This window comes from Cereibacter sp. Soil_C_27 (genome assembly GCF_057657095.1).
This window is the reverse complement of the sequence record NZ_JBDGJD010000006.1, coordinates 52157-70532: the sequence shown is the minus strand read 5'-3', so window position 1 is coordinate 70532 and position 18376 is coordinate 52157. Positions and strand designations below refer to the sequence as shown.

Below are 18376 nucleotides of genomic sequence, written 5' to 3'. Positions count from 1 at the left end.
TTTCGTTTGGGTCCTAGCGCCCGAGACTGCGCATCCAGGCGCGGAAGCGGCCCATGTTGGTGCGGGCACCCTTGCGGGCCGCCACGGCCCGGGCTTCCACCCCGTCCCAGGCCTCGCCCATGTCGTCGAGCGCCGGGTCGATGGTCCGCTCGCGGAACTGCATCCACATCTTCACGCCCATGAAGACGATCCCGGCCATCAGCAGGAAGAAGAAGATATTGAACCAGGGGAGGACGGTCGCCTCGGGGCCGTCGACCTGCTTCATCCGCACGACGTTGGGAAAGATGGTGAAGAGCTGGCTGCGCCAGCCGTAATGCGTCACCAGCACCCATTTCGGCGCCGCCTCGGTCGAGGTGAGATCTGCGGCCTGGGCCTGGATATCGAAGCTGTTGACCTTGAGATACGGAGGCCAGCCCCAGCCGGTGTCCTCGTTGCGATAGACCATCGGCTTGCCATTGGGATAGATCGCCGCGACGAACTTCACGTCGCGGTTGCCGTCGATCGTCGTTGCATTGCCGGTATCGGGGGCCGAGAAGAACCATGTGTTCTCGCCCAGATCCATCCGCTGGGTATTGGTGCCGACGATCCGCACGATGTCGTGCTGGGGCAGGGTGTAGTGCAGGAACGCCCCCAGAAAGAGCAGCAGCGCCGCCAGAGCCGACCATTTCACATAGCGCATGACATCCTCACCCAAAATTCAGACCGTAGAACACGGCCACAAAGACGATGGCCGGTATGACATAGACCAGCCAGATCAGCTTCCTGCGCAGGCTCTTCTCGTAGTCGCGCATCCCCGCCTCGATATAGGCATCGCGCGCGCCATCTCCATCCCCGGCATCGAAGCGCTTTTCCAGCTCTTCGCGCTGGACCGACCGCGAATAGACCGACAGCAGCAGATAGACCACGGTCATGCCGATGAAGCCGAACAGCGCGAGCTTGAGGAACCCGATGATCATCCTACTCTCCTCATCCTTGCCTCTGCTGCCCTGCTAACGCATTTCGCCGCAGGGGAACATCTGCCACAGGGTCGCGCATTGCGCGTTGCCTGACGGGCGGCGACGCGGCACTCTGGCGCGATGCAGGATGCCCGCCTCATTGCCGAAATCGACCGCCGTCGCGACGCGCTGATCGCGCTGACGCAAGATCTGATCCGCATCCCGACGCTGAACCCGCCCGGGCTGAACTACCGCGAGATCTGCGATTTCCTCGCCGCGCGGCTGCAGGGCTTCTCGGTGGAGCTGGTCCGGGCCGAGGGCGCGCCCGGCGATTCCGGGGCGCATCCGCGCTGGAACCTGATCGCCCGGCGCGAGGGGGTGGCCCCCGGCGACTGCGTGCATTTCAATTCGCATCATGACGTGGTCGAAGTCGGCCACGGCTGGACGCGCGACCCGTTCGGCGGCGCGCTGGAGGGCGACCGGATCTATGGCCGGGGCGCCTGCGACATGAAGGGCGGGCTCGCCGCCAGCATCATCGGCGCCGAGGCCTTCATCGCGGTCTGTCCCGGCTTTTCCGGCAGCATCGAGATCTCGGCCACCGCCGACGAGGAATCGGGCGGCTTCGGCGGCGTGGCCTATCTGGCGGGGCAGGGCCGCTTCGCCCATGTCCAGCACGTCATCATCCCGGAGCCGTTGCACAAGGACCGCATCTGCCTCGGCCATCGCGGCGTCTGGTGGGCCGAGGTGGAGACGAAGGGCCGCATCGCCCATGGTTCCATGCCCTTCCTCGGTGACAGCGCCATCCGCCACATGGGCGCGGTGCTGGCCGAGATCGAGACGGTGCTCTACCCGCTGCTCGCCTCGCGCCATACCGCGATGCCGGTGACGCCCGAGGGGGCGCGGCAATCGACGCTGAACATCAACTCGATCCACGGCGGCGAGCCGGAGCCGGAGCCCGGCTATACCGGCCTTCCCGCGCCCTGCGTGGCCGACCGCTGCCGCATCATCCTCGACCGCCGCTTCCTGATCGAGGAGGATCTGGCGGCGGTGAAGGGCGAGCTGACGGCGCTTCTGGAGCGGGTGAGGGCTGAGCGCCCGAGTTTCAGCTACGAGATCCGCGATCTCTTCGAGGTGCAGCCGGTGATGACCGACCGCGACGCGCCCATCGTCCGCTCGGTCGCCCATGCCATCGAGCGCGTGCTGGCGCGGCAGGCCGAATATGTCGTCTCGCCCGGCACCTACGACCAGAAGCACATCGACCGGATCGGCAAGCTGAAGAATTGCATCGCCTATGGCCCGGGGCTGCTGCATCTGGCGCATCAGCCCGACGAATGGGTGGGCGTGCAGGACATGCTCGACAGCGCAAAGGTGATGGCGCTGACGCTGGGCGAGCTGCTGCCCGACGCGTCGGGCGACGGATCATCTGGCCGCATCCTCTGACCGGGGCGGCGTTGTTGCAATCGGTCGGCGCAGAGGTCATATACCGGGGCGACCCCACGGGAGTGCCCGATGAACTATCTCGAATTCGAAAAACCGCTGTCCGAAATCGAAGGCAAGGCCGAGGAGCTGCGCGCCATGGCGCGGGGCAACAAGGAAATGGACGTCGAGAAGGAAGCGGCGGCGCTGGACAAGAAGGCCGACGCCCTGCTGCGCGAGCTCTATCGCGATCTCACGCCCTGGCGGAAATGCCTGGTGGCCCGCCATCCCGACCGTCCGCATTGTCGCGACTACATCGAGGCGCTGTTCACCGAATACACGCCCTTGGCCGGTGACCGGAACTTCGCCGATGACCATGCGGTGATGGGCGGGCTGGCCCGGTTCAACGATCATCCGGTGATGGTGATCGGCCAGGAGAAGGGCCACGACACCAAGACCCGGATCGAGCGCAACTTCGGCATGGCGCGGCCCGAGGGCTATCGCAAGGCGATCCGGCTGATGGACATGGCGCATCGCTTCCGCATCCCGGTGGTGACCCTGGTCGACACCCCCGGCGCCTTTCCCGGCAAGGGTGCCGAGGAACGCGGTCAGGCCGAGGCCATCGCCCGCTCGACGCAGAAATGCCTCGAGATCGGCGTGCCGCTGATCTCGGTGGTGATCGGCGAGGGCGGGTCCGGTGGGGCGGTGGCCTTCGCCACGGCCAACCGCATCGCGATGCTCGAACACTCGGTCTATTCGGTGATCTCGCCAGAGGGCTGCGCCTCGATCCTGTGGAAGGATGCCGAGAAGATGCGCGAGGCCGCCGAGGCGCTGCGCCTGACGGCGCAGGACCTGCAGAAGCTCGGCGTGATCGACCGGATCATCAAGGAGCCGCTGGGCGGCGCGCAGCGCGGTCGGCGCGAGACGGTCGAGGCGGTCGGCAAGGCCATCGAGACCATGCTGAAGGAGCTGTCGGGCAAGAAGCCCGAGTGGCTGGTCAAGGACCGCCGCAACAAGTTCCTCGAGATGGGCTCCAAGGGGCTCGCCGCCTGAGACCCTTCGGGCGGTTTCTCTAAAATCCGCCTGACTCTCCCGGGCGGCGGCAAGGGTTTCTTCAGCCTCTGCCGCCACCCTCGCCGGAAAGCGGCAGGGGGTCGGGGTGGAGGCGATACATCAATTCGGCGGGTCCGCCACCACTTCGCCCGGTGCGGCCGATCTCGGCGGGCTGCGCTATGGCTCGATGGTCGATACGCCCGAGGGGCTGCGACCGGCGCAGGATCTGCACAGCGGCGATCTGGTGCTGACCGCAGATCACGGAGCGCAGCCGCTGCTTTGGGCCGGGCACCGGCTGCAGCGTCTCGACGACCTGCGCGACCCCGGCCAATGCCCCGTGCTGATCGAGGCCGATGCCTTCGGTCCCGGCTGGCCGCTGCATCCCGTCACCGTCGCGCCGCAGCAACTCATCGCCGTCACCGGCTGGCGGGTGGAGCTGCATTTCGGCACGCCCGAGGTTCTGGTGCCCGCGGCGGCCCTGATCGACGGGCTGCGCCTGCACCAAGCGGAGGCTGCGGGGCCGGTCGGCTACATCTTCCTGCTGCTGCCCGGCCACCGGCTGCTCAGCTGCGACGGGCTGCGCTGCGCCAGTGTCTTCCCCTCGCCCACCGCCCTCGCCGGGCTGGAGGCGGACACGCGGAGGCGGCTCTTGCGGCTGTTTCCCACCCTCGCCAGCCTGCGCGCCGCCTTTCCCCAGACCGCGCGGCCCGTGCTGTCCGGCGAGGAGGCGCGTCTGCTCTCGCCCGGTCACTGATCGGTGAGGCGCGGGAACACTCGCGGAGGGGGACCGTTTGCCCCGTTGAAACAACGGAGGAAACCAGACGCATGCCCCTTACGACACGCCTGTCCCCGCTCGCCCTCAGCCTGCTGATCCCCTCGCTCGCCGCCGCTCAGGTGGAGCAAGGGCCGGCCAATGCCGATTTCCAGCCCGCCTTCGAAGGCCAGACCCGCGCCGAGGCGCTGAGCGGCGTTGCCGTCCAAGCCGATACCTTCGCCGAGGGGCTGGAGCATCCCTGGGGCATCGCCGCCCTGCCCGATGGCCAGTTCCTCGTGACCGAACGCCCGGGGCGGCTGCGCAGCATTGCCGCCGATGGCAGCCTGTCGGAGCCGATCGAAGGCGTGCCGGAGGTCGATGCGCGCGGGCAGGGTGGCCTTCTCGACGTGGCGGTGGGGCCCGAGTTCGCCAATGACCGCATGATCTACTGGAGCTATGCCAAGCGCGTCGAGGATGGCACCGTCACCGCGGCCGCCCGCGGGGTGCTGTCGGACGATCTCGCCTCGCTGAGCGGGGTCGAGGAGATCTTCGTGCAGGATCCGGTCTCGCAGGCGACCAAGCACTACGGCTCGCGCATCGCCTTCGACGGCGAGGGTCACGTGATCATCACCACGGGCGAGCATTCCGACGCGCCGGAGCGCGAGAAGGCGCAGGATCTCGACGCCACATGGGGCAAGGTGATCCGGCTGAACCTCGACGGCTCGATCCCGGAGGACAACCCCTATGCGCAGGGCGGCGGCGCGCCGTCGGTCTGGAGCTACGGCCACCGCAACATCCAGAGCGCGGCCTACGGCCCTGATGGCACGCTCTGGATCATCGAGCATGGCCCGCTTGGCGGGGACGAGCTGAACGCGATCAAGCCGGGCGCCAACTACGGCTGGCCGGTGGTGAGCTACGGCCTGAACTACGACCAGACGCCGGTCGGCTCGGGCGAGGCGCGGGCCGAGGGGATGGAGGAGCCCACCTACTACTGGGACCCGGTGATCGCGCCCGGCGGGATGATCTTCTACGAGGGCGAGACCTTCAGCGATTGGCAGGGCGATATTCTCGTCGGCTCCCTGCGCCCGGGCGCGCTGGTGCGGCTGACACTCGAGGATGGGCGCGTCACCGGGGAAGAGCGGATGCTGACCGATGTCGGTCGCGTCCGCGATGTCGAGGAGACCGCCGAGGGCGAGCTCCTGATCCTGATCGACGACGAGAACGGATCGGTGATGAAGGTCATCCCCGGCGAGCAGGACAGCTGACCTTCAGTCGAAGGTGCCTGTCACGCGACCGAACAGCATGAAGGCGCGGCTGGTGCGGGTGTTGGCCAGGTCGGCCAGCTCGCTGTCGGTCGCGTTCTTCTCGAAGGTGGCAAAGGTGCGGTCGAAGGTGCGCAGGAAATGGTGGGCCGCGTCGCGGAACACCGGGTCCTCGCGCATCCGACCTGCCGTCAGCGCGAGGCTGGAACGGTCGCGGATGCCACCGAGCCCGGCGATGCTGCGCCCGCGCTCACCCGCTGCGAACTTGCGCCAGACCTCGGGCCGCGCCCGGTCCGGGGTCAGGTCGTCCATGTAGATGCCTTCCTGGCTGAGCAGGGTCAGCACGTCCTGCGCGGCGCGGATCAGCTTGGCCACGGTTCGGTCCTCCAGCGCCAGCCGCAGGGCGCGGAAGCCCGCGGTGTCGTCGGGACTGTCGGGAAAATTCAGCGCGAGGATGAAGTCGGGCACGGAAAGCGGCGGGCGCAGCTCTTCCGCCGGGGTGCCGAGCGCCAGCGCCGGCTGCTCTTCGGCAGGGGCGGGACGCGGCATCGCCAGCGCCGCCTTGCGGTCGGCCGAGGGCACGGTCTGGCCGTGATCACGGCGCGAGGCGAAGGTGCCGGAAGCCTCCAGCCGCGGCGGCGCCTCGGGGGGGCGTTCCGCCGGGCGCATCACCGCCGCCGCCTGCGTCTGTTGGCTCGCGACATAGGCGTTGCGCATCGCATCCACCGCCGCCTGCAGCCGCGTCGCCTCCTCGCGCAGCGAGCGGACGGCGCGCAGCGTGACCACCGCCGCCCAGATCAGCGCGAGGGGCACCGTGACCACCAGAAGCGTCATGACGGTCGACAGCGGGCCCCCCATGCCTTCCGGCGCGGTCAGCACATAGGCGACCACCGCCACAACCCAGACAAGGCTCAGCGCGGCGGCCAGCATCTCGGCGATCGAGAACCGGCCGATCCCGGTATCCCGCCCGTAGATGCCCAGATCGATGGGCTTGTCCTGCAGTTCGGTCATCCCGTCAGTCCCGCGCGGTCAGATGTAGCGCACCGTGACCACTTCATAGCTGCGTTGGCCGCCCGGCGTCTTCACGTCGACGGAATCGCCCTCGTCCTTGCCGATCAGCGCCCGCGCCAGCGGCGAGCGGATGTTCAGCAGGCCACGCTCAAGATCGGCCTCGGCCTCGCCGACGATCTGGTAGGTCCGCTCTTCCGAAGTGTCCTCGTCGACCAGCGTCACCGTGGCGCCGAACTTGATGGAGCCGGAAAGCTTGGCCGGATCGATGACCTCGGCCAGCGACAGCAGCGCCTCGAGTTCCTTGATGCGACCCTCGATGAAGCTCTGCTTCTCGCGGGCGGCGTGATACTCGGCATTCTCCGACAGGTCGCCGTGCTCGCGCGCTTCGGCGATGGAGCGGATCACGGCCGGGCGTTCGACCGACTTCAAATTCTTCAGTTCTTCATCGAGCGCGGTATGGCCCACGCGGGTCATCGGAAATTTTTCCATCTGTCTTCACCCGTAAAAAAACACAGAGCCACGACCCGGATGAGCCGTGACCTGTGTTGGTTCCCTCGCCCTCAACTGATCCGATGGGCGATGCAATTGCAAGCGGAATGCCCCGCTTTGGGCATGAGGCCGCCGGACCACAGGGGCTCCGAGGGACCGGGGGCATGATGTCGCGTCACGATTGACCTTAGGCCATGCATCGGGCAAACCCCATTGACTCTTCAACAGCCGGATGCCCGTCCAAGCCCACAGAGGAACTGCGATGTCGGAACAGATCTCCCGCGAACAGATGGAATACGACGTCGTGATCGTCGGGGCCGGACCATCGGGGCTTTCTGCGGCAATTCGTCTCAAGCAGCTCGATCCCGATCTGTCGGTCGTGCTGCTGGAAAAAGGCTCCGAGGTCGGCGCGCATATCCTGTCGGGGGCGATTCTCGATCCGGTCGGCCTCACCGCGCTGATCCCGGACTGGAAGGAGAAGGGCGCCCCGCTCAACACGCCGGTGAAGGAGGACCACTTCTTCCTGCTCGGGCCGATGGGCAAGCTGAAGCTGCCGAACTGGCCGGTGCCCAAGCTGATGAACAACCACGGCAACTACATCGTCTCGATGGGCAATGTCTGCCGCTGGCTGGCGCAGCAGGCCGAGGAGCTGGGGGCGGAGATCTTCCCCGGCATGTCCTGCTCGGCGCTGGTCTATGGCGACAATGGCGAGGTGCGCGGCGTGGTTGCGGGCGAGTTCGGCCTGAACGCCGACGGCACGCCGGGCCCGAACTACGAGCCGGGGATGGAGCTGCTGGGCAAGTATGTCCTTCTGGCCGAAGGCGTGCGCGGCTCGCTGTCGAAACAGGTCATGGCGAAATACGATCTGCGCAACGGCTATCCGGCGCAGAAATACGGTCTCGGCATGAAGGAGATCTGGGAGATCGATCCCAAGAAGCACCATCCGGGCCGGGTGTCGCACACGATGGGCTGGCCTCTCGGCAGCAACGCGGGCGGTGGGTCGTTCATCTACCACGCCGAGAACAATCAGGTGTTCATCGGTCTGGTGGTCCACCTGAACTACAACAACCCGCACATGTATCCCTACCAGGAATTCCAGCGCTTCAAGCATCACCCGATGGTGGCCGAGCTGCTGCAAGGCGGCAAACGCGTGGCCTATGGCGCGCGGGCGATCAGCGAGGGCGGCTTCCAGTCGCTGCCGAAGATGGTCTTCCCGGGCGGGGCGCTCTTGGGTTGCTCGGCGGGCATGGTCAACGTGCCGCGCATCAAGGGCAACCACAACGCCATGCTTTCGGGCAAGGCTGCCGCCGAGGCCGCCCATGCCGCGATCAAGGCGGGCCGTCAGGGCGACGAGCTGAGCGCCTACGAGACCGAGGTGCGCACCGGCGCCATCGGTCAGGATCTGTGGAAGGTCCGCAACGTGAAGCCGCTCTGGTCGCATTTCGGGCTCGCCGCCTCGATGTTCGCCGGGGGCCTCGACATGTGGACCAACAGCCTGTTCGGCTTCTCGCTCTTCGGGACGATGACGCATCACAAGTCCGACGCCGCCGAGACCGGCAAGGCGAAGGACCACAAGCCGATCGACTATCCCAAGCCCGATGGCGTGCTGTCCTTCGACCGGCTGACCAACGTGGCCTTCTCCTTCACCAACCACGAGGAGAGCCAGCCCGCCCACCTGAAGCTGGTTGATCCGACGGTGCCGATCGCGGTGAACCTGCCGGAATTCGCCGAGCCCGCGCAGCGTTATTGCCCCGCCGGGGTCTACGAGGTGGTGGCCACCGATGCGGCCAATCCGAAGTTCGTCATCAACTTCCAGAACTGTGTCCACTGCAAGACCTGCGACATCAAGGATCCCAGCCAGAACATCGTCTGGACCACGCCGCAGGGCGGAGACGGGCCGAACTATCCCAACATGTGATCGCGCGGCGGTGACAATCGCGCGATCAGCCCGGCGATCCGGCCCCCTCGGAGCAGGGTCGCATTGCCATGGGCCACAGCGGCGACTAGCCTTGAGCGAAACCTGCCGGAGACACGTCGAATGCCAATGATCCTTGCGCGCCCGCTCTGTGCCTTCGCCCTTGCCGCGCTGATGGGGCAGAGCGCCCTTGCGCAGGAGCCGGGCGTCTCGGGCGCCTATCTCGCCGCCCGTGTGGCTGCGGCCGAAAGCGATTACCGCGCCGCCTCCGACTGGTACACCCGCGCGCTGGCCGGAGACGAGGCCAATGCCTCGCTGCTCGAAGGCGGGCTGATCTCGGCCATGGCTCTGGGCAACTTCGACGCGGCGGTGCCTCTGGCCGAGCGTCTGCTGGCAGTCGGGGTCAAGAGCCAGCCTGCCGCCCTGGCGGTGCTGGCTGACAAGGCGCAGCGCGGCGCGTTCGACGCGATCCTTGCCGATGCCGCCGCCGGGGCCAGCGTGAACGAGCTGGTGGACGGGCTGGTGCTGTCCTGGGCTCAGCTGGGCGCGGGCAAGATGTCGGAGGCGCTGGAAGGCTTCGACAAGCTGGCCGCGACGCAGGGGGTGGAGGCCTTCGGTCTCTACCACAAGGCGCTGGCGCTCGCTTCGGTTGGTGACTTCGAGGGGGCCGATGCCATCCTCTCCGGCGAGGCGGGCGGCACGCTGCGGATGATGCGGCGCGGCACTGTGGCCCATGTGCAGATCCTGAGCCAGCTCGAACGCCGCGACGAGGCCATCGCGCTGCTCGACACCACCTTCGGCGTCGGGCAGGACGCGGGCATCGACGCGCTGCGCGCCCGTCTGGTCGCGGGCGAGACGCTGGCCTATGACGTGACGCGCAATGCCACCGACGGCATGGCCGAGGTGTTCTTCACGCTCGCCACCGCGCTCAGCGGCGAGGCGGATGGCGCCTACACCCTGCTCTACACCCGCGCCGCCAGTCATCTGCGCCCCGGCCACACCGAGGCGCTGCTGATGTCGGCGAGCCTGCTGGGCCTGCAGACGCAATACCAGCTCGCCTCCGAGACCTATGCCCGCATCCCGACCACCGATCCGATGTTCTTCGTGGCCGAGATCGGCCGCGCCGACGCCCTCTATGCCGATGGCAAGACCGAGGCCTCGCTCGAGGTGCTGCAGGGCCTGACCCGCAGCCACCCGGAGCTGATGCAGGTGCATCTGGCGCTCGGCGACGCGCTGCGCCGGGCCGAGAAGTTCGATCAGGCGGTGACGGCCTATGACGCTGCCATTGCCCGCATCCCCGAGATCGAGGGTCAGCACTGGCCGCTGTTCTACAGCCGGGGCATGAGCCACGAGCGTCTGGGCCACTGGCCGGAGGCCGAGGCCGACATGCGCCGGGCGCTGGAACTGGACCCCGATCAGCCGCAGGTGCTGAACTATCTGGGCTATTCCTTCGTCGACAAGGGCGAGAACCTCGAAGAGGCGCTGCAGATGATCGAGCGCGCCGTGGCCGCCCGGCCCGACAGCGGCTATATCATCGACAGCCTCGCCTGGGCCTATTTCCGGCTGGGCCGCTATGCCGATGCGGTGGAGCCGATGGAGAAGGCCTCGCTGCTGGAGCCGGTCGATCCCGTGGTGACCGACCATCTGGGCGATGTCTATTGGGCCGTGGGCCGCACGCTGGAGGCGCGCTTCCAGTGGCGCCGCGCCCTGTCCTTCGATCCGGAGGAGAAGGACGCGACCCGCATCCGCCGCAAGCTGGAAGAGGGGCTCGATGCCGTCCTCGTCTCCGAAGGGGCCGAACCGATCAGCGTCGCCGCGACCGAAGGCGATGATGCCAACTGAGGCCTTCGCCGCCGCCAAGATCAACCTGACGCTGCATGTCACCGGGCAGCGGGCCGATGGCTATCACCTGCTCGACAGTCTGGTGGTCTTTGCCGAGACCGGCGACACGATCCGCGCCGAGCCCGCCGAGGCGCTGAGCCTGACCATCACCGGCCCGCAGGCCGCGGCCCTCCCGGTGGGCGACGACAATCTGGTACTGCGCGCGGCAAGGCTGGTGGGGCAGGGCAGGGGCGCTGCGATCACGCTGGAAAAGCGCCTGCCGATCGCTTCGGGCATCGGTGGCGGCTCGGCGGATGCGGCGGCGACGATCCATGCGCTCTGTGGCCTCTGGGGCCTGCCGCTGCCCGGCAAGTCCGATGTGCTGAAGCTGGGCGCCGATGTGCCGGTCTGTCTCGACGGGCGGGCACTCAGGATGACCGGCGTGGGCGAGGTGCTGCTGCCGCTGGCGCATCCGCTACCCGCCGCTTGGCTGGTGCTGGCCAACCCGGGCGTCTCGCAGCCAACCCCCGCCGTCTTCAAGGCGCTGGAGCGGCGCGACCACGCGCCGATGCCGCGCGACCTGCCGCGCCTTGCCGGCGTGGCCGATCTTGCCGCCTTCCTGCAGATGATGCGCAACGATCTGGAACCCCCGGCAATGCGGCTCGCCCCCGAGATCGGCCAGACCCGCACGGCGCTGAGCGCGCTGCCGGGCTGCCTGATGGCGCGGATGTCGGGGTCGGGGGCCACCTGCTTCGGGCTCTTCCCCGATCCGCTCACCGCCACGGCGGCGGCGACGCAGCTTCGGGCGCAGCATCCCGGCTGGTGGGTCGAAGCGGCGCGGATGATCGGCTGAGCTTGGTAGCCCCCGGCGATTCGGCGCACGCTGCCGTAAGCTCGTCCGGAGAACTGCCTTGCGCCTTGTCCTTGCCCTTCTCTGCCTCGCCACCCCCGCCCTCGCGCAGGTCGAGGCGACGCCCGCCACCGACCCCGCCCGCTTCGTCAGGCTCGCGCAGATCGGTCGCAGCGGACCGGAGGTGATGGCCTATGCAAGGGCCGTGCTCGCTGCCGAGATCGCCCCCGCCGAAGCTGCGATGGGCCGTCCGGTCGAGGTCACTGCGCTGATGGTCGGCTTCAACGACGGTCGGCAGATGCTCTACGTGGCGCTTTGCGGTGGCACCTACTTCGGCAACTCCGGCTGCGCGAGCCATTTCCTGCTGGCCGCGCCGGGTGCCACGCAGGTCACGCCGGTGCTCGACATGATTGGGGCGACGACCGTCTGGCTGGATACGCAGCTCGGCGTCGATGGCTGGCCGGATCTGGTCTTTGCGGGCAACCACATGAATTACCCGCCCTATATCCGCTGGCGCTGGACCGGGACGACCTTCGTGAAGATCTGGCCCTAGCTGATGCGCGCCACGACGTAATCGGCCAGATCGTTCAGCATGCCGCGCAGGGGATGGTCCGGCAGCACGGCCAGCGACTGCCGCGCAACCTCGGCCCAGCCGAGCGCATCGGCCCGTGCGGCCTCCATGGCGCCATGCCGCGCCATGATCGCCAGAGCCTGCTCCAGATCGCCATCGCCCTGCTTGCCCTTCTCGATCACCCGGACCCAGAAAGCACGCTCGTCGGCATCTGCCTTGGCAACGGCCTTGATCACCGGCAGCGTGAGCTTGCGCTCGCGGAAATCGTCGCCGGTGTTCTTGCCGATGGCATCCGCCGTCCCGCCGTAGTCCAGCAGGTCATCGACGATCTGGAAGGCGATCCCCAGCGCGTCGCCATAGGCATGCAGCGCCTTCACCTCGGCCTCGGAGGCACCCGCGATCACGCCGCCCACCTCGGTCGCCGCCGAGAACAGCGCCGCCGTCTTGCCGCGCACCACCTGCAGATAGATGTCCTCGGTCGTGCCGAGATCCTGCGCCGCCGTCAGCTGCAGCACCTCGCCCTCGGAAATCGTGGCCGAGGCATTGGCGAGGATGTCCATGACCCGCAGGGAGCCCGTCTCGCACATCAGCTGGAAGCTGCGGGCGAAGAGGTAGTCGCCCACCAGCACCGAAGACTTGTTGTCCCACAACAGGTTGGCCGTCGGCCGTCCGCGCCGCCGCTCGCTCTCGTCCACCACATCGTCATGCAGCAGCGTGGCGGTATGGATGAACTCCACCGTCGCCGCGAGATGGATGTGGTAGGGCCCCTCGTAGCCGCAGAGCCGTGCGCCGGCCAGCGTCAGCAGGGGGCGCAGGCGTTTGCCACCGGCCTCGACCAGATGCGCCGTTACTTCCGGGATGCGCGGCGCGTGTTTCGACGCCATCCGCTCGCGGATCAGCAGGTTCACCTGCGCCATGTCGTCGGCAAGCCATGCGGCAAGCCGGTCATGCGGCTTTTGCGAAACTTCGTCCAATCCCATCCCGACCCTGCAACCTGCTCGACAAACCTGAGGATTGCCGATTATTTCCCTGTCATGAAAGAGCTTCTGCGCACCACCGACCCGACCGTCATCGCCTTTGCCACAGCGCTCTTACAGGGCGAGGATATAGACGCCTTTCCGATGGACGTCCACATGAGCATCCTCGAAGGCTCGATCGGCATATTGCCGCGTCGGCTGATGGTGCGCGATCAGGATCTGTATCGCGCCCGGATCGTGCTGGCCGACAATGGCATTCCGACGGGTCTCTGACGATGTTCACCGCTGACGAGTTGACCGACGACGGCTTTCTCGGCGGGCGACTGCATGTGCTGCAACCCCGGCGCGGCTATCGGGCGGCCACCGATCCGGTGCTGCTGGCGGCGGCCGTACCGGCGCTGGCGGGGCAGAGCGTGCTGGAACTGGGCTGCGGCGTCGGCGTGGCGAGCCTCTGTCTGGGGTTCCGGGTGCCGGGCCTGAGGCTTGCGGGGCTGGAACTGCAGGCGGCCTATGCCGCGCTCGCCCGCGAGAATGCGGCGCGAAACGGGATGGCTTTCGAGGTCAGCGAGGGCGATCTGCAGGCCATGCCGCCCGCGCTGCGCGGGTCCTTCGACCATGTGATCGCCAACCCGCCCTACTACCCGCCCGGCAGCGGCACCGGCGCCGCCGATCCGGGGCGCGAGACCGCGATGCGCGAGGCGACCCCGCTGTCGCTCTGGGTCGAGGCCGGAATTCGCCGGTTGGCGCCTCGCGGCATTTTGACGCTGATCCTAGGCGCCGACCGGCTTCCGGCGACCCTTAGGGCGCTCGACGACCGCATGGGCTCGACCCGTCTGCTGCCGCTGGCGGCGCGGCAGGGAAGGGCGGCCGGGCGTTTTATCATCCAGTCAAAAAAGGGCGGGAGGGGCCCTTTCACGCTGCTCGCCCCCCTCGTCCTGCACGAGGGCGATGCGCATGACGGTGATCGCGACAGCGTTTCAACCCCCGTTGCCCGCATATTGCGCGAGGCGGGCGCGCTCTCGCTGGGGTTGCATTGAATTGTCGGCGATCCATCGCTGTGCGTCCCGACTTTGCGTGACACGACTCGTCTTCTGTGATGGACTGATGACACTCGGACCATTCACAGGAGGTTGAGAATGACTGTCGCTTCGCACCTGCAGGAACTGCGCCGCAAGCACGAGACCCTCTCGGAAACCGTCGAACGGGCACAGCGGAGCCCCGCGACCGACGCCTTGAAGATCTCCGAGATGAAAAAGCAGAAGCTGAAGCTGAAGGAAGAGATTACCCGCCTGAGCCAGGGCTGAGTTTCAGGCGCTGGCGCGTGCCGCCAGCGCCGCCCCCCCGGCAATCAGCACCGCCGCGATCAGGATCGTGACTGTCGGTGCCGCAATCCCCGCCACCACCAGAGCCACCGTCGACAGCAGCGGCGCCGCGTAGGATGCCACACCCAGAAGCTGTATGTCGCCGCGCTTCACCCCGATGTCCCAGGTGAAGAAGGCCAGCCCCACCGGCCCCAGCCCCAGCGCCACGACCGACGCCCAACCCACCGCGCCCACCGGCCAGACCGTCGGCTCCAGCGCCAGATGCGCCAGCGCCGACAGCACCGCCGTGGCGAGGCAGAAGACGGTCACGCTCTCGGTCGGCACGTCGCCCAGACGGCGCGACAGCACCGAATAGCCCGCCCAGGTCAGGGCGCAAAGAAAGGCCAGCGTCAGCCCCGGCGCCGCGGCCCCATCCAGCGCCACCCCGCCGCGCAGCACGATCAGCGCCGCCCCGGCAAAGGCCACCAGCGCCCCCAGCACATGCCGCGCCCGCAGCCGCTCGCCGGGCAGCAGGCCCGAGAACAGCACGATGAACAGCGGCCAGAGATAGGCGATGAGCCCGGTCTCGGCGGTGGGCGCCAGCCGGAAGGCGGTGAAATACAGGAAATGGTAGCCGAAGAGCCCCGCCGTGCCGAAGGCATAGACCTTCCAGCTGACGCCCTTCAGCCGCGCCAGCCCGCCGCCCGCCAGCACCCAGACCAGCCCCAGCGTGCCGCCGATGCCGAAGCAGAGCGCATTCAAGAGCAGCGGCGGCACCGGGGCCGAGCCGATGGTGAACAGCGCAAGCAGCGACCAGAGCAGGATGGCGGAAAAACCGATGACGGTGGCGCGGTTGCGGGACATGGGGCAGGCTCCTGACGGCTCTGCCCGGACTGTCCGCAGTTTCTCCGCGACGGCAAGGGATTTCTGGGACGGGGCGGCCGCGCGGGCCGCCCCTGCCGCCGTCAGTCAGACGAAGAACTGGCCGCCGTTGGCGGTGATCGTCGAGCCGGTGATGAACCCGGCATCGTCGGAGGCGAGGAAGACGACGCAGCGCGCGATTTCTTCCGGTTCGCCCAGACGGCCTACCGGGATCTGCGGCAGGATGCGGTCCTTCAGCACTTTTTCATCGATCGCTCGCACCATCTCGGTGCCGATATAGCCGGGGCAGATCGCATTCACCGTGATCCCGGCGCGTGCCCCCTCCTGCGCCAGCGCCTTGGTGAAGCCCAGATCGCCCGCCTTGGCGGCCGAATAGTTCACTTGGCCCGCCTGACCCTTCTGGCCGTTGATCGAGGAGATGTTGACGATACGCCCGAACTTGCGGTCGCGCATGCCGCTCCACAGCGGATGGGTCATGTTGAACAGGCCAGACAGATTGGTGTCCATCACCTCCTGCCACTGCTCGCGCGTCATCTTGTGGAACATGGCGTCGCGGGTGATGCCCGCATTGTTCACCAGCACGGCGATCGGGCCAAGCTCGGCCTCGACCTGCGCGATCCCGGCGCTGCAGGCGTCGTAATCGGCGACCGACCATTTGTAGGTCTTGATTCCGGTCTCCGCGGTGAACTTGGCTGCGGCCCCGTCATTGCCGGCGTAGTTCGCGGCCACCGTATAGCCTGCGTCTTTCAGCGCGATGGAAATTGCGGCGCCGATGCCGCGCGACCCTCCGGTGACCAGTGCAACTTTCGACATGATTCCTCCTCTGCCTGCAGTATTTGAAATAGTGTTATCCAAATGAAAACGGAGGCGCAATAATATTGCGCCTCCATTTCTGCAGCTGCGAAAGGATCAGGGGCGTTCGAGACACATGGCCACACCCATGCCGCCGCCGATGCAAAGCGTGGCGAGGCCCTTCTTCGCGTCGCGGCGGCCCATCTCGAACAACAGGGTGTTGAGGATGCGCGCGCCCGAGGCGCCGATCGGGTGGCCGATGGCGATGGCGCCGCCGTTCACGTTCACCACCTCGGGGTTCCAGCCCATGTCCTTGTTCACAGCGCAGGCCTGCGCGGCGAAAGCCTCGTTCGCCTCGACCAGATCGAGATCGGCGGCGTTCCAGCCCGCCTTCTGCAGCGCCTTGCGGCTGGCGTGGATCGGGCCGACGCCCATGATCGCCGGGTCGAGCCCCGCCGTGGCATAGGAGGCGATGCGGGCGAGCGGCGTCAGCCCGCGCTTCTCGGCCTCGGCCGCGCTCATCAACAGCACCGCCGCGGCGCCGTCGTTGATGCCCGAGGCATTGCCCGCCGTTACCGAGCCATCCTTGGTGAAGGCCGGGCGCAGCTTGGTCATCGCGTCGAGCGTGGCGCCGTGGCGGATGTATTCGTCCTGATCCACGGTCACGTCGCCCTTGCGGGTCTTGATCGTGAACGGGATGATCTCGTCGGCAAAGCGCCCGGCCTTCTGCGCCGCTTCGGCCTTGTTCTGGCTGGCCACCGCAAATTCGTCCTGCACCGCGCGGCTGATCTGCCACTGGTTCGCCACGTTCTCGGCGGTCTGGCCCATGTGGTAGCCGTTGAAGGCATCCCAGAGCCCGTCGCGGATCATCGAGTCGATGAAGGACAGATCGCCCATCTTCTGCCCCGCGCGCAGATGCGCGACATGGGGTGACAGGCTCATGTTCTCCTGCCCGCCGGCGATGATGATGCCGGCATCGCCGAGCTGGATATGCTGCGCCGCCAGCGCCACCGAGCGCAGGCCCGAGCCGCAGACCTGGTTGATGCTCCAGGCCGCGCTCTCCTGCGGCAGGCCGGCGCGGATATGCGCCTGACGCGCCGGGTTCTGGCCCTGGCCGGCGGTCAGCACCTGACCCAGAATGGTTTCCTCGACCTCGGCCTTGTCGATACCGGCACGGGCGACGACAGCCTCGATCACGGCGGCGCCGAGCTCATGCGCGGGGGTCGCGGCAAAGGCGCCGTTGAAGCTTCCGACGGCCGTGCGTGCCGCCGAGACGATTACGACATTGGTCATGTGAGGGTCCTCTCCCTTGGCAGACTGGCAGAGCGCTCCTCCGCCGCATTGCAGCATCAACCTAAGAGGCGGATGCTGTCAGCGCAAGGATATTGCCGTCGCAGGGCGGGGGGCGCAAGCTTCATGCCGTCTTGCGGCGGGCCTCCTCATCCCAGGCGGGGCGGACCATCGGGGCGCCGAAAAGGTAGCCCTGCATGCAGTCCACCCCGGCGCGGCGCAGCCAGTCGGCCTCCTCCGGCGTTTCGACCGATTCCGCCACGGTGAACATGTCGAAATGCTTGCCGATTGACAGCAATGCCTGGGTCATCACCTGATTGTCGGGGTCGCGGTGGATTCCGCGGATGAATTGGCCGTCGATCTTGAGGATGTCGAAGAAAAAGTCCTTCAGGTAGCGGAAGGCGGTGTAGCCGGCGCCGAAATCGTCCAGCGCGAAGGCGATGCCCTTGCGCTGCAGTTCGGCCATGAAAGCGATGACCAGCTCGGGCACCAGCATGGCCGAGCTTTCGGTGATCTCGAGGATCAGCCGCTCGCCCAGCGTCGGGCAGGCGGTCAGCCCGCGGGCCAGCGTGTTCATCCAGCGGGTATAGCCGACCGAGCGTGCCGACATGTTGATCGCCAGCCGCAGTCGCGGATTGCGCGCCAGCGCCGCCAGCCCCAGCTGCAGCGCCGCGCAGTCGATCAGCCGGCCCAGTTCGTGCGTTTCGACCGCTGCCATGAAATCCTTGGCCGGGATGATCCGCCCGGTGTCGTCGAGCACGCGGATCAGTCCCTCGTAGAAGGCAATGCGCGTGGGGTCGCTGCCCAGGACCACCGGCTGATAGGCCAGGAGCACCCGCTTTCGCGTCAGCGCCGCCTCGACCATGCTCAGGGTCTGGCGATCGACCTCCGACATGGCGAAATCAAGCGGGGTGGAGCCGCCCACCAGCGATGTCGTCGGAATGCGATCCTGTCCTGTCATCGTCGGCTCCCCGCAGCAAATCCGGTGACAGACTGCGGCGGCAACGGTAAACAGAGGCTTAAGATTCGCATTTTGTTCTAATTCTCAGCATTCGGA

At 67.4% G+C, this 18376-nt stretch carries 20 protein-coding genes; 11 read left to right on the top strand and 9 right to left on the bottom strand.

Going from position 1 to position 18376, the window contains the following annotated elements; translation table 11 throughout:
- Positions 1–13: 13 nt before the first annotated feature.
- Together AC3A5Z_RS19900 and AC3A5Z_RS19895 are read right to left on the bottom strand one after the other, a co-directional pair.
- On the bottom strand, positions 14–679 hold the full coding sequence (locus tag AC3A5Z_RS19900; protein WP_487521045.1) for a DUF1523 family protein: 666 nt from the start codon (positions 677–679) through the stop codon (positions 14–16).
- A 7-nt stretch (positions 680–686) separates the two neighbouring features.
- Positions 687–956, bottom strand: coding sequence for a hypothetical protein (locus tag AC3A5Z_RS19895; RefSeq protein ID WP_487521044.1), 270 nt, complete (start codon positions 954–956; stop codon positions 687–689).
- 120 nt (positions 957–1076) lie between these two features.
- Here AC3A5Z_RS19895 and AC3A5Z_RS19890 point away from each other — a divergent pair, with 120 nt between their 5' ends.
- The 4 genes from AC3A5Z_RS19890 to AC3A5Z_RS19875 all read left to right on the top strand — a co-directional run bounded on the left by AC3A5Z_RS19890 (position 1077) and on the right by AC3A5Z_RS19875 (position 5423).
- The gene (locus AC3A5Z_RS19890; protein WP_487521043.1) at positions 1077–2375 is read left to right on the top strand and encodes an acetylornithine deacetylase/succinyl-diaminopimelate desuccinylase family protein; all 1299 of its coding nucleotides are present in this window, start codon (positions 1077–1079) and stop codon (positions 2373–2375) included.
- Positions 2376–2444: 69 nt separating this feature from the next.
- Positions 2445–3404 (top strand): acetyl-CoA carboxylase carboxyltransferase subunit alpha, encoded by a 960-nt coding sequence (locus tag AC3A5Z_RS19885; protein ID WP_487521042.1) that lies wholly within the window; start codon positions 2445–2447, stop codon positions 3402–3404.
- Between the two features lie 106 nt (positions 3405–3510).
- On the top strand, positions 3511–4158 hold the full coding sequence (locus AC3A5Z_RS19880) for a Hint domain-containing protein (RefSeq protein ID WP_487521041.1): 648 nt from the start codon (positions 3511–3513) through the stop codon (positions 4156–4158).
- A gap of 71 nt (positions 4159–4229) precedes the next feature.
- Positions 4230–5423: a PQQ-dependent sugar dehydrogenase gene (locus AC3A5Z_RS19875; protein WP_487521040.1), complete on the top strand. Its 1194-nt coding sequence runs from the start codon at positions 4230–4232 to the stop codon at positions 5421–5423.
- Between the two features lie 3 nt (positions 5424–5426).
- Here AC3A5Z_RS19875 and AC3A5Z_RS19870 read toward each other — a convergent pair whose 3' ends face one another.
- Positions 5427–6431, bottom strand: a complete 1005-nt coding sequence (locus AC3A5Z_RS19870; protein WP_487521039.1) for a hypothetical protein — start codon at positions 6429–6431, stop codon at positions 5427–5429.
- Between the two features lie 18 nt (positions 6432–6449).
- The gene (greA, locus tag AC3A5Z_RS19865) at positions 6450–6920 is read right to left on the bottom strand and encodes a transcription elongation factor GreA (RefSeq protein WP_487521038.1); all 471 of its coding nucleotides are present in this window, start codon (positions 6918–6920) and stop codon (positions 6450–6452) included.
- A 262-nt stretch (positions 6921–7182) separates the two neighbouring features.
- Between greA and AC3A5Z_RS19860 the strand changes: the two genes are divergently transcribed.
- The 4 genes from AC3A5Z_RS19860 to AC3A5Z_RS19845 all read left to right on the top strand — a co-directional run bounded on the left by AC3A5Z_RS19860 (position 7183) and on the right by AC3A5Z_RS19845 (position 12059).
- Entirely contained in the window at positions 7183–8838 is a 1656-nt protein-coding gene (locus tag AC3A5Z_RS19860) for an electron transfer flavoprotein-ubiquinone oxidoreductase (protein WP_487521037.1), read from the top strand.
- 120 nt (positions 8839–8958) lie between these two features.
- Positions 8959–10677, top strand: a complete 1719-nt coding sequence (locus tag AC3A5Z_RS19855) for a tetratricopeptide repeat protein (protein WP_487521036.1) — start codon at positions 8959–8961, stop codon at positions 10675–10677.
- The gene (locus tag AC3A5Z_RS19850) at positions 10667–11509 is read left to right on the top strand and encodes a 4-(cytidine 5'-diphospho)-2-C-methyl-D-erythritol kinase (RefSeq protein ID WP_487521035.1); all 843 of its coding nucleotides are present in this window, start codon (positions 10667–10669) and stop codon (positions 11507–11509) included. Before AC3A5Z_RS19855 ends, AC3A5Z_RS19850 begins: the two co-directional genes overlap by 11 nt.
- 58 nt (positions 11510–11567) lie before the next feature.
- Positions 11568–12059 (top strand): hypothetical protein, encoded by a 492-nt coding sequence (locus AC3A5Z_RS19845; RefSeq protein ID WP_487521034.1) that lies wholly within the window; start codon positions 11568–11570, stop codon positions 12057–12059.
- Here AC3A5Z_RS19845 and AC3A5Z_RS19840 read toward each other — a convergent pair.
- Entirely contained in the window at positions 12056–13057 is a 1002-nt protein-coding gene (locus AC3A5Z_RS19840; RefSeq protein ID WP_487521033.1) for a polyprenyl synthetase family protein, read from the bottom strand. The two genes, AC3A5Z_RS19845 and AC3A5Z_RS19840, sit on opposite strands and share 4 nt — an antisense overlap.
- Positions 13058–13111: 54 nt before the next feature.
- On the opposite strand from AC3A5Z_RS19840, the gene AC3A5Z_RS19835 reads away from it, so the two are divergent.
- From AC3A5Z_RS19835 to AC3A5Z_RS19825, 3 genes are all read left to right on the top strand, one after another.
- On the top strand, positions 13112–13327 hold the full coding sequence (locus tag AC3A5Z_RS19835) for a putative signal transducing protein (protein WP_487521032.1): 216 nt from the start codon (positions 13112–13114) through the stop codon (positions 13325–13327).
- Between the two features lie 2 nt (positions 13328–13329).
- Positions 13330–14091: a tRNA1(Val) (adenine(37)-N6)-methyltransferase gene (locus AC3A5Z_RS19830; RefSeq protein WP_487521031.1), complete on the top strand. Its 762-nt coding sequence runs from the start codon at positions 13330–13332 to the stop codon at positions 14089–14091.
- 99 nt (positions 14092–14190) lie between these two features.
- Entirely contained in the window at positions 14191–14358 is a 168-nt protein-coding gene (locus tag AC3A5Z_RS19825; RefSeq protein ID WP_487521030.1) for a YdcH family protein, read from the top strand.
- Between the two features lie 3 nt (positions 14359–14361).
- Here AC3A5Z_RS19825 and yddG read toward each other — a convergent pair whose 3' ends face one another.
- From yddG to AC3A5Z_RS19805, 4 genes are all read right to left on the bottom strand, one after another.
- Positions 14362–15219 (bottom strand): aromatic amino acid exporter YddG, encoded by an 858-nt coding sequence (gene yddG / locus AC3A5Z_RS19820; RefSeq protein ID WP_487521029.1) that lies wholly within the window; start codon positions 15217–15219, stop codon positions 14362–14364.
- Between the two features lie 105 nt (positions 15220–15324).
- The gene (gene phbB / locus AC3A5Z_RS19815) at positions 15325–16050 is read right to left on the bottom strand and encodes an acetoacetyl-CoA reductase (protein WP_487521028.1); all 726 of its coding nucleotides are present in this window, start codon (positions 16048–16050) and stop codon (positions 15325–15327) included.
- A 96-nt stretch (positions 16051–16146) separates the two neighbouring features.
- The gene (locus AC3A5Z_RS19810; RefSeq protein WP_487521027.1) at positions 16147–17322 is read right to left on the bottom strand and encodes an acetyl-CoA C-acetyltransferase; all 1176 of its coding nucleotides are present in this window, start codon (positions 17320–17322) and stop codon (positions 16147–16149) included.
- A gap of 121 nt (positions 17323–17443) precedes the next feature.
- Complete coding sequence (locus AC3A5Z_RS19805) at positions 17444–18280, bottom strand: EAL domain-containing protein (protein WP_487521026.1); 837 nt, start codon at positions 18278–18280, stop codon at positions 17444–17446.
- Positions 18281–18376: the final 96 nt, after the last annotated feature.

What these genes read in the sequence shown, in the direction of transcription:
- AC3A5Z_RS19805 (WP_487521026.1), bottom strand. Translation starts at nt 18,280, where the DNA reads ATGACAGGACAGGATCGCATTCCGACGACATCGCTGGTGGGCGGCTCC.
- AC3A5Z_RS19890 (WP_487521043.1), top strand. Translation starts at nt 1,077, where the DNA reads ATGCAGGATGCCCGCCTCATTGCCGAAATCGACCGCCGTCGCGACGCG.
- AC3A5Z_RS19855 (WP_487521036.1), top strand. Translation starts at nt 8,959, where the DNA reads ATGCCAATGATCCTTGCGCGCCCGCTCTGTGCCTTCGCCCTTGCCGCG.
- AC3A5Z_RS19900 (WP_487521045.1), bottom strand. Translation starts at nt 679, where the DNA reads ATGCGCTATGTGAAATGGTCGGCTCTGGCGGCGCTGCTGCTCTTTCTG.
- AC3A5Z_RS19875 (WP_487521040.1), top strand. Translation starts at nt 4,230, where the DNA reads ATGCCCCTTACGACACGCCTGTCCCCGCTCGCCCTCAGCCTGCTGATC.
- yddG (WP_487521029.1), bottom strand. Translation starts at nt 15,219, where the DNA reads ATGTCCCGCAACCGCGCCACCGTCATCGGTTTTTCCGCCATCCTGCTC.
- AC3A5Z_RS19830 (WP_487521031.1), top strand. Translation starts at nt 13,330, where the DNA reads ATGTTCACCGCTGACGAGTTGACCGACGACGGCTTTCTCGGCGGGCGA.
- AC3A5Z_RS19810 (WP_487521027.1), bottom strand. Translation starts at nt 17,322, where the DNA reads ATGACCAATGTCGTAATCGTCTCGGCGGCACGCACGGCCGTCGGAAGC.
- AC3A5Z_RS19895 (WP_487521044.1), bottom strand. Translation starts at nt 956, where the DNA reads ATGATCATCGGGTTCCTCAAGCTCGCGCTGTTCGGCTTCATCGGCATG.
- AC3A5Z_RS19840 (WP_487521033.1), bottom strand. Translation starts at nt 13,057, where the DNA reads ATGGGATTGGACGAAGTTTCGCAAAAGCCGCATGACCGGCTTGCCGCA.
- AC3A5Z_RS19885 (WP_487521042.1), top strand. Translation starts at nt 2,445, where the DNA reads ATGAACTATCTCGAATTCGAAAAACCGCTGTCCGAAATCGAAGGCAAG.
- AC3A5Z_RS19850 (WP_487521035.1), top strand. Translation starts at nt 10,667, where the DNA reads ATGCCAACTGAGGCCTTCGCCGCCGCCAAGATCAACCTGACGCTGCAT.
- AC3A5Z_RS19825 (WP_487521030.1), top strand. Translation starts at nt 14,191, where the DNA reads ATGACTGTCGCTTCGCACCTGCAGGAACTGCGCCGCAAGCACGAGACC.
- AC3A5Z_RS19835 (WP_487521032.1), top strand. Translation starts at nt 13,112, where the DNA reads ATGAAAGAGCTTCTGCGCACCACCGACCCGACCGTCATCGCCTTTGCC.
- AC3A5Z_RS19870 (WP_487521039.1), bottom strand. Translation starts at nt 6,431, where the DNA reads ATGACCGAACTGCAGGACAAGCCCATCGATCTGGGCATCTACGGGCGG.
- AC3A5Z_RS19860 (WP_487521037.1), top strand. Translation starts at nt 7,183, where the DNA reads ATGTCGGAACAGATCTCCCGCGAACAGATGGAATACGACGTCGTGATC.
- greA (WP_487521038.1), bottom strand. Translation starts at nt 6,920, where the DNA reads ATGGAAAAATTTCCGATGACCCGCGTGGGCCATACCGCGCTCGATGAA.
- phbB (WP_487521028.1), bottom strand. Translation starts at nt 16,050, where the DNA reads ATGTCGAAAGTTGCACTGGTCACCGGAGGGTCGCGCGGCATCGGCGCC.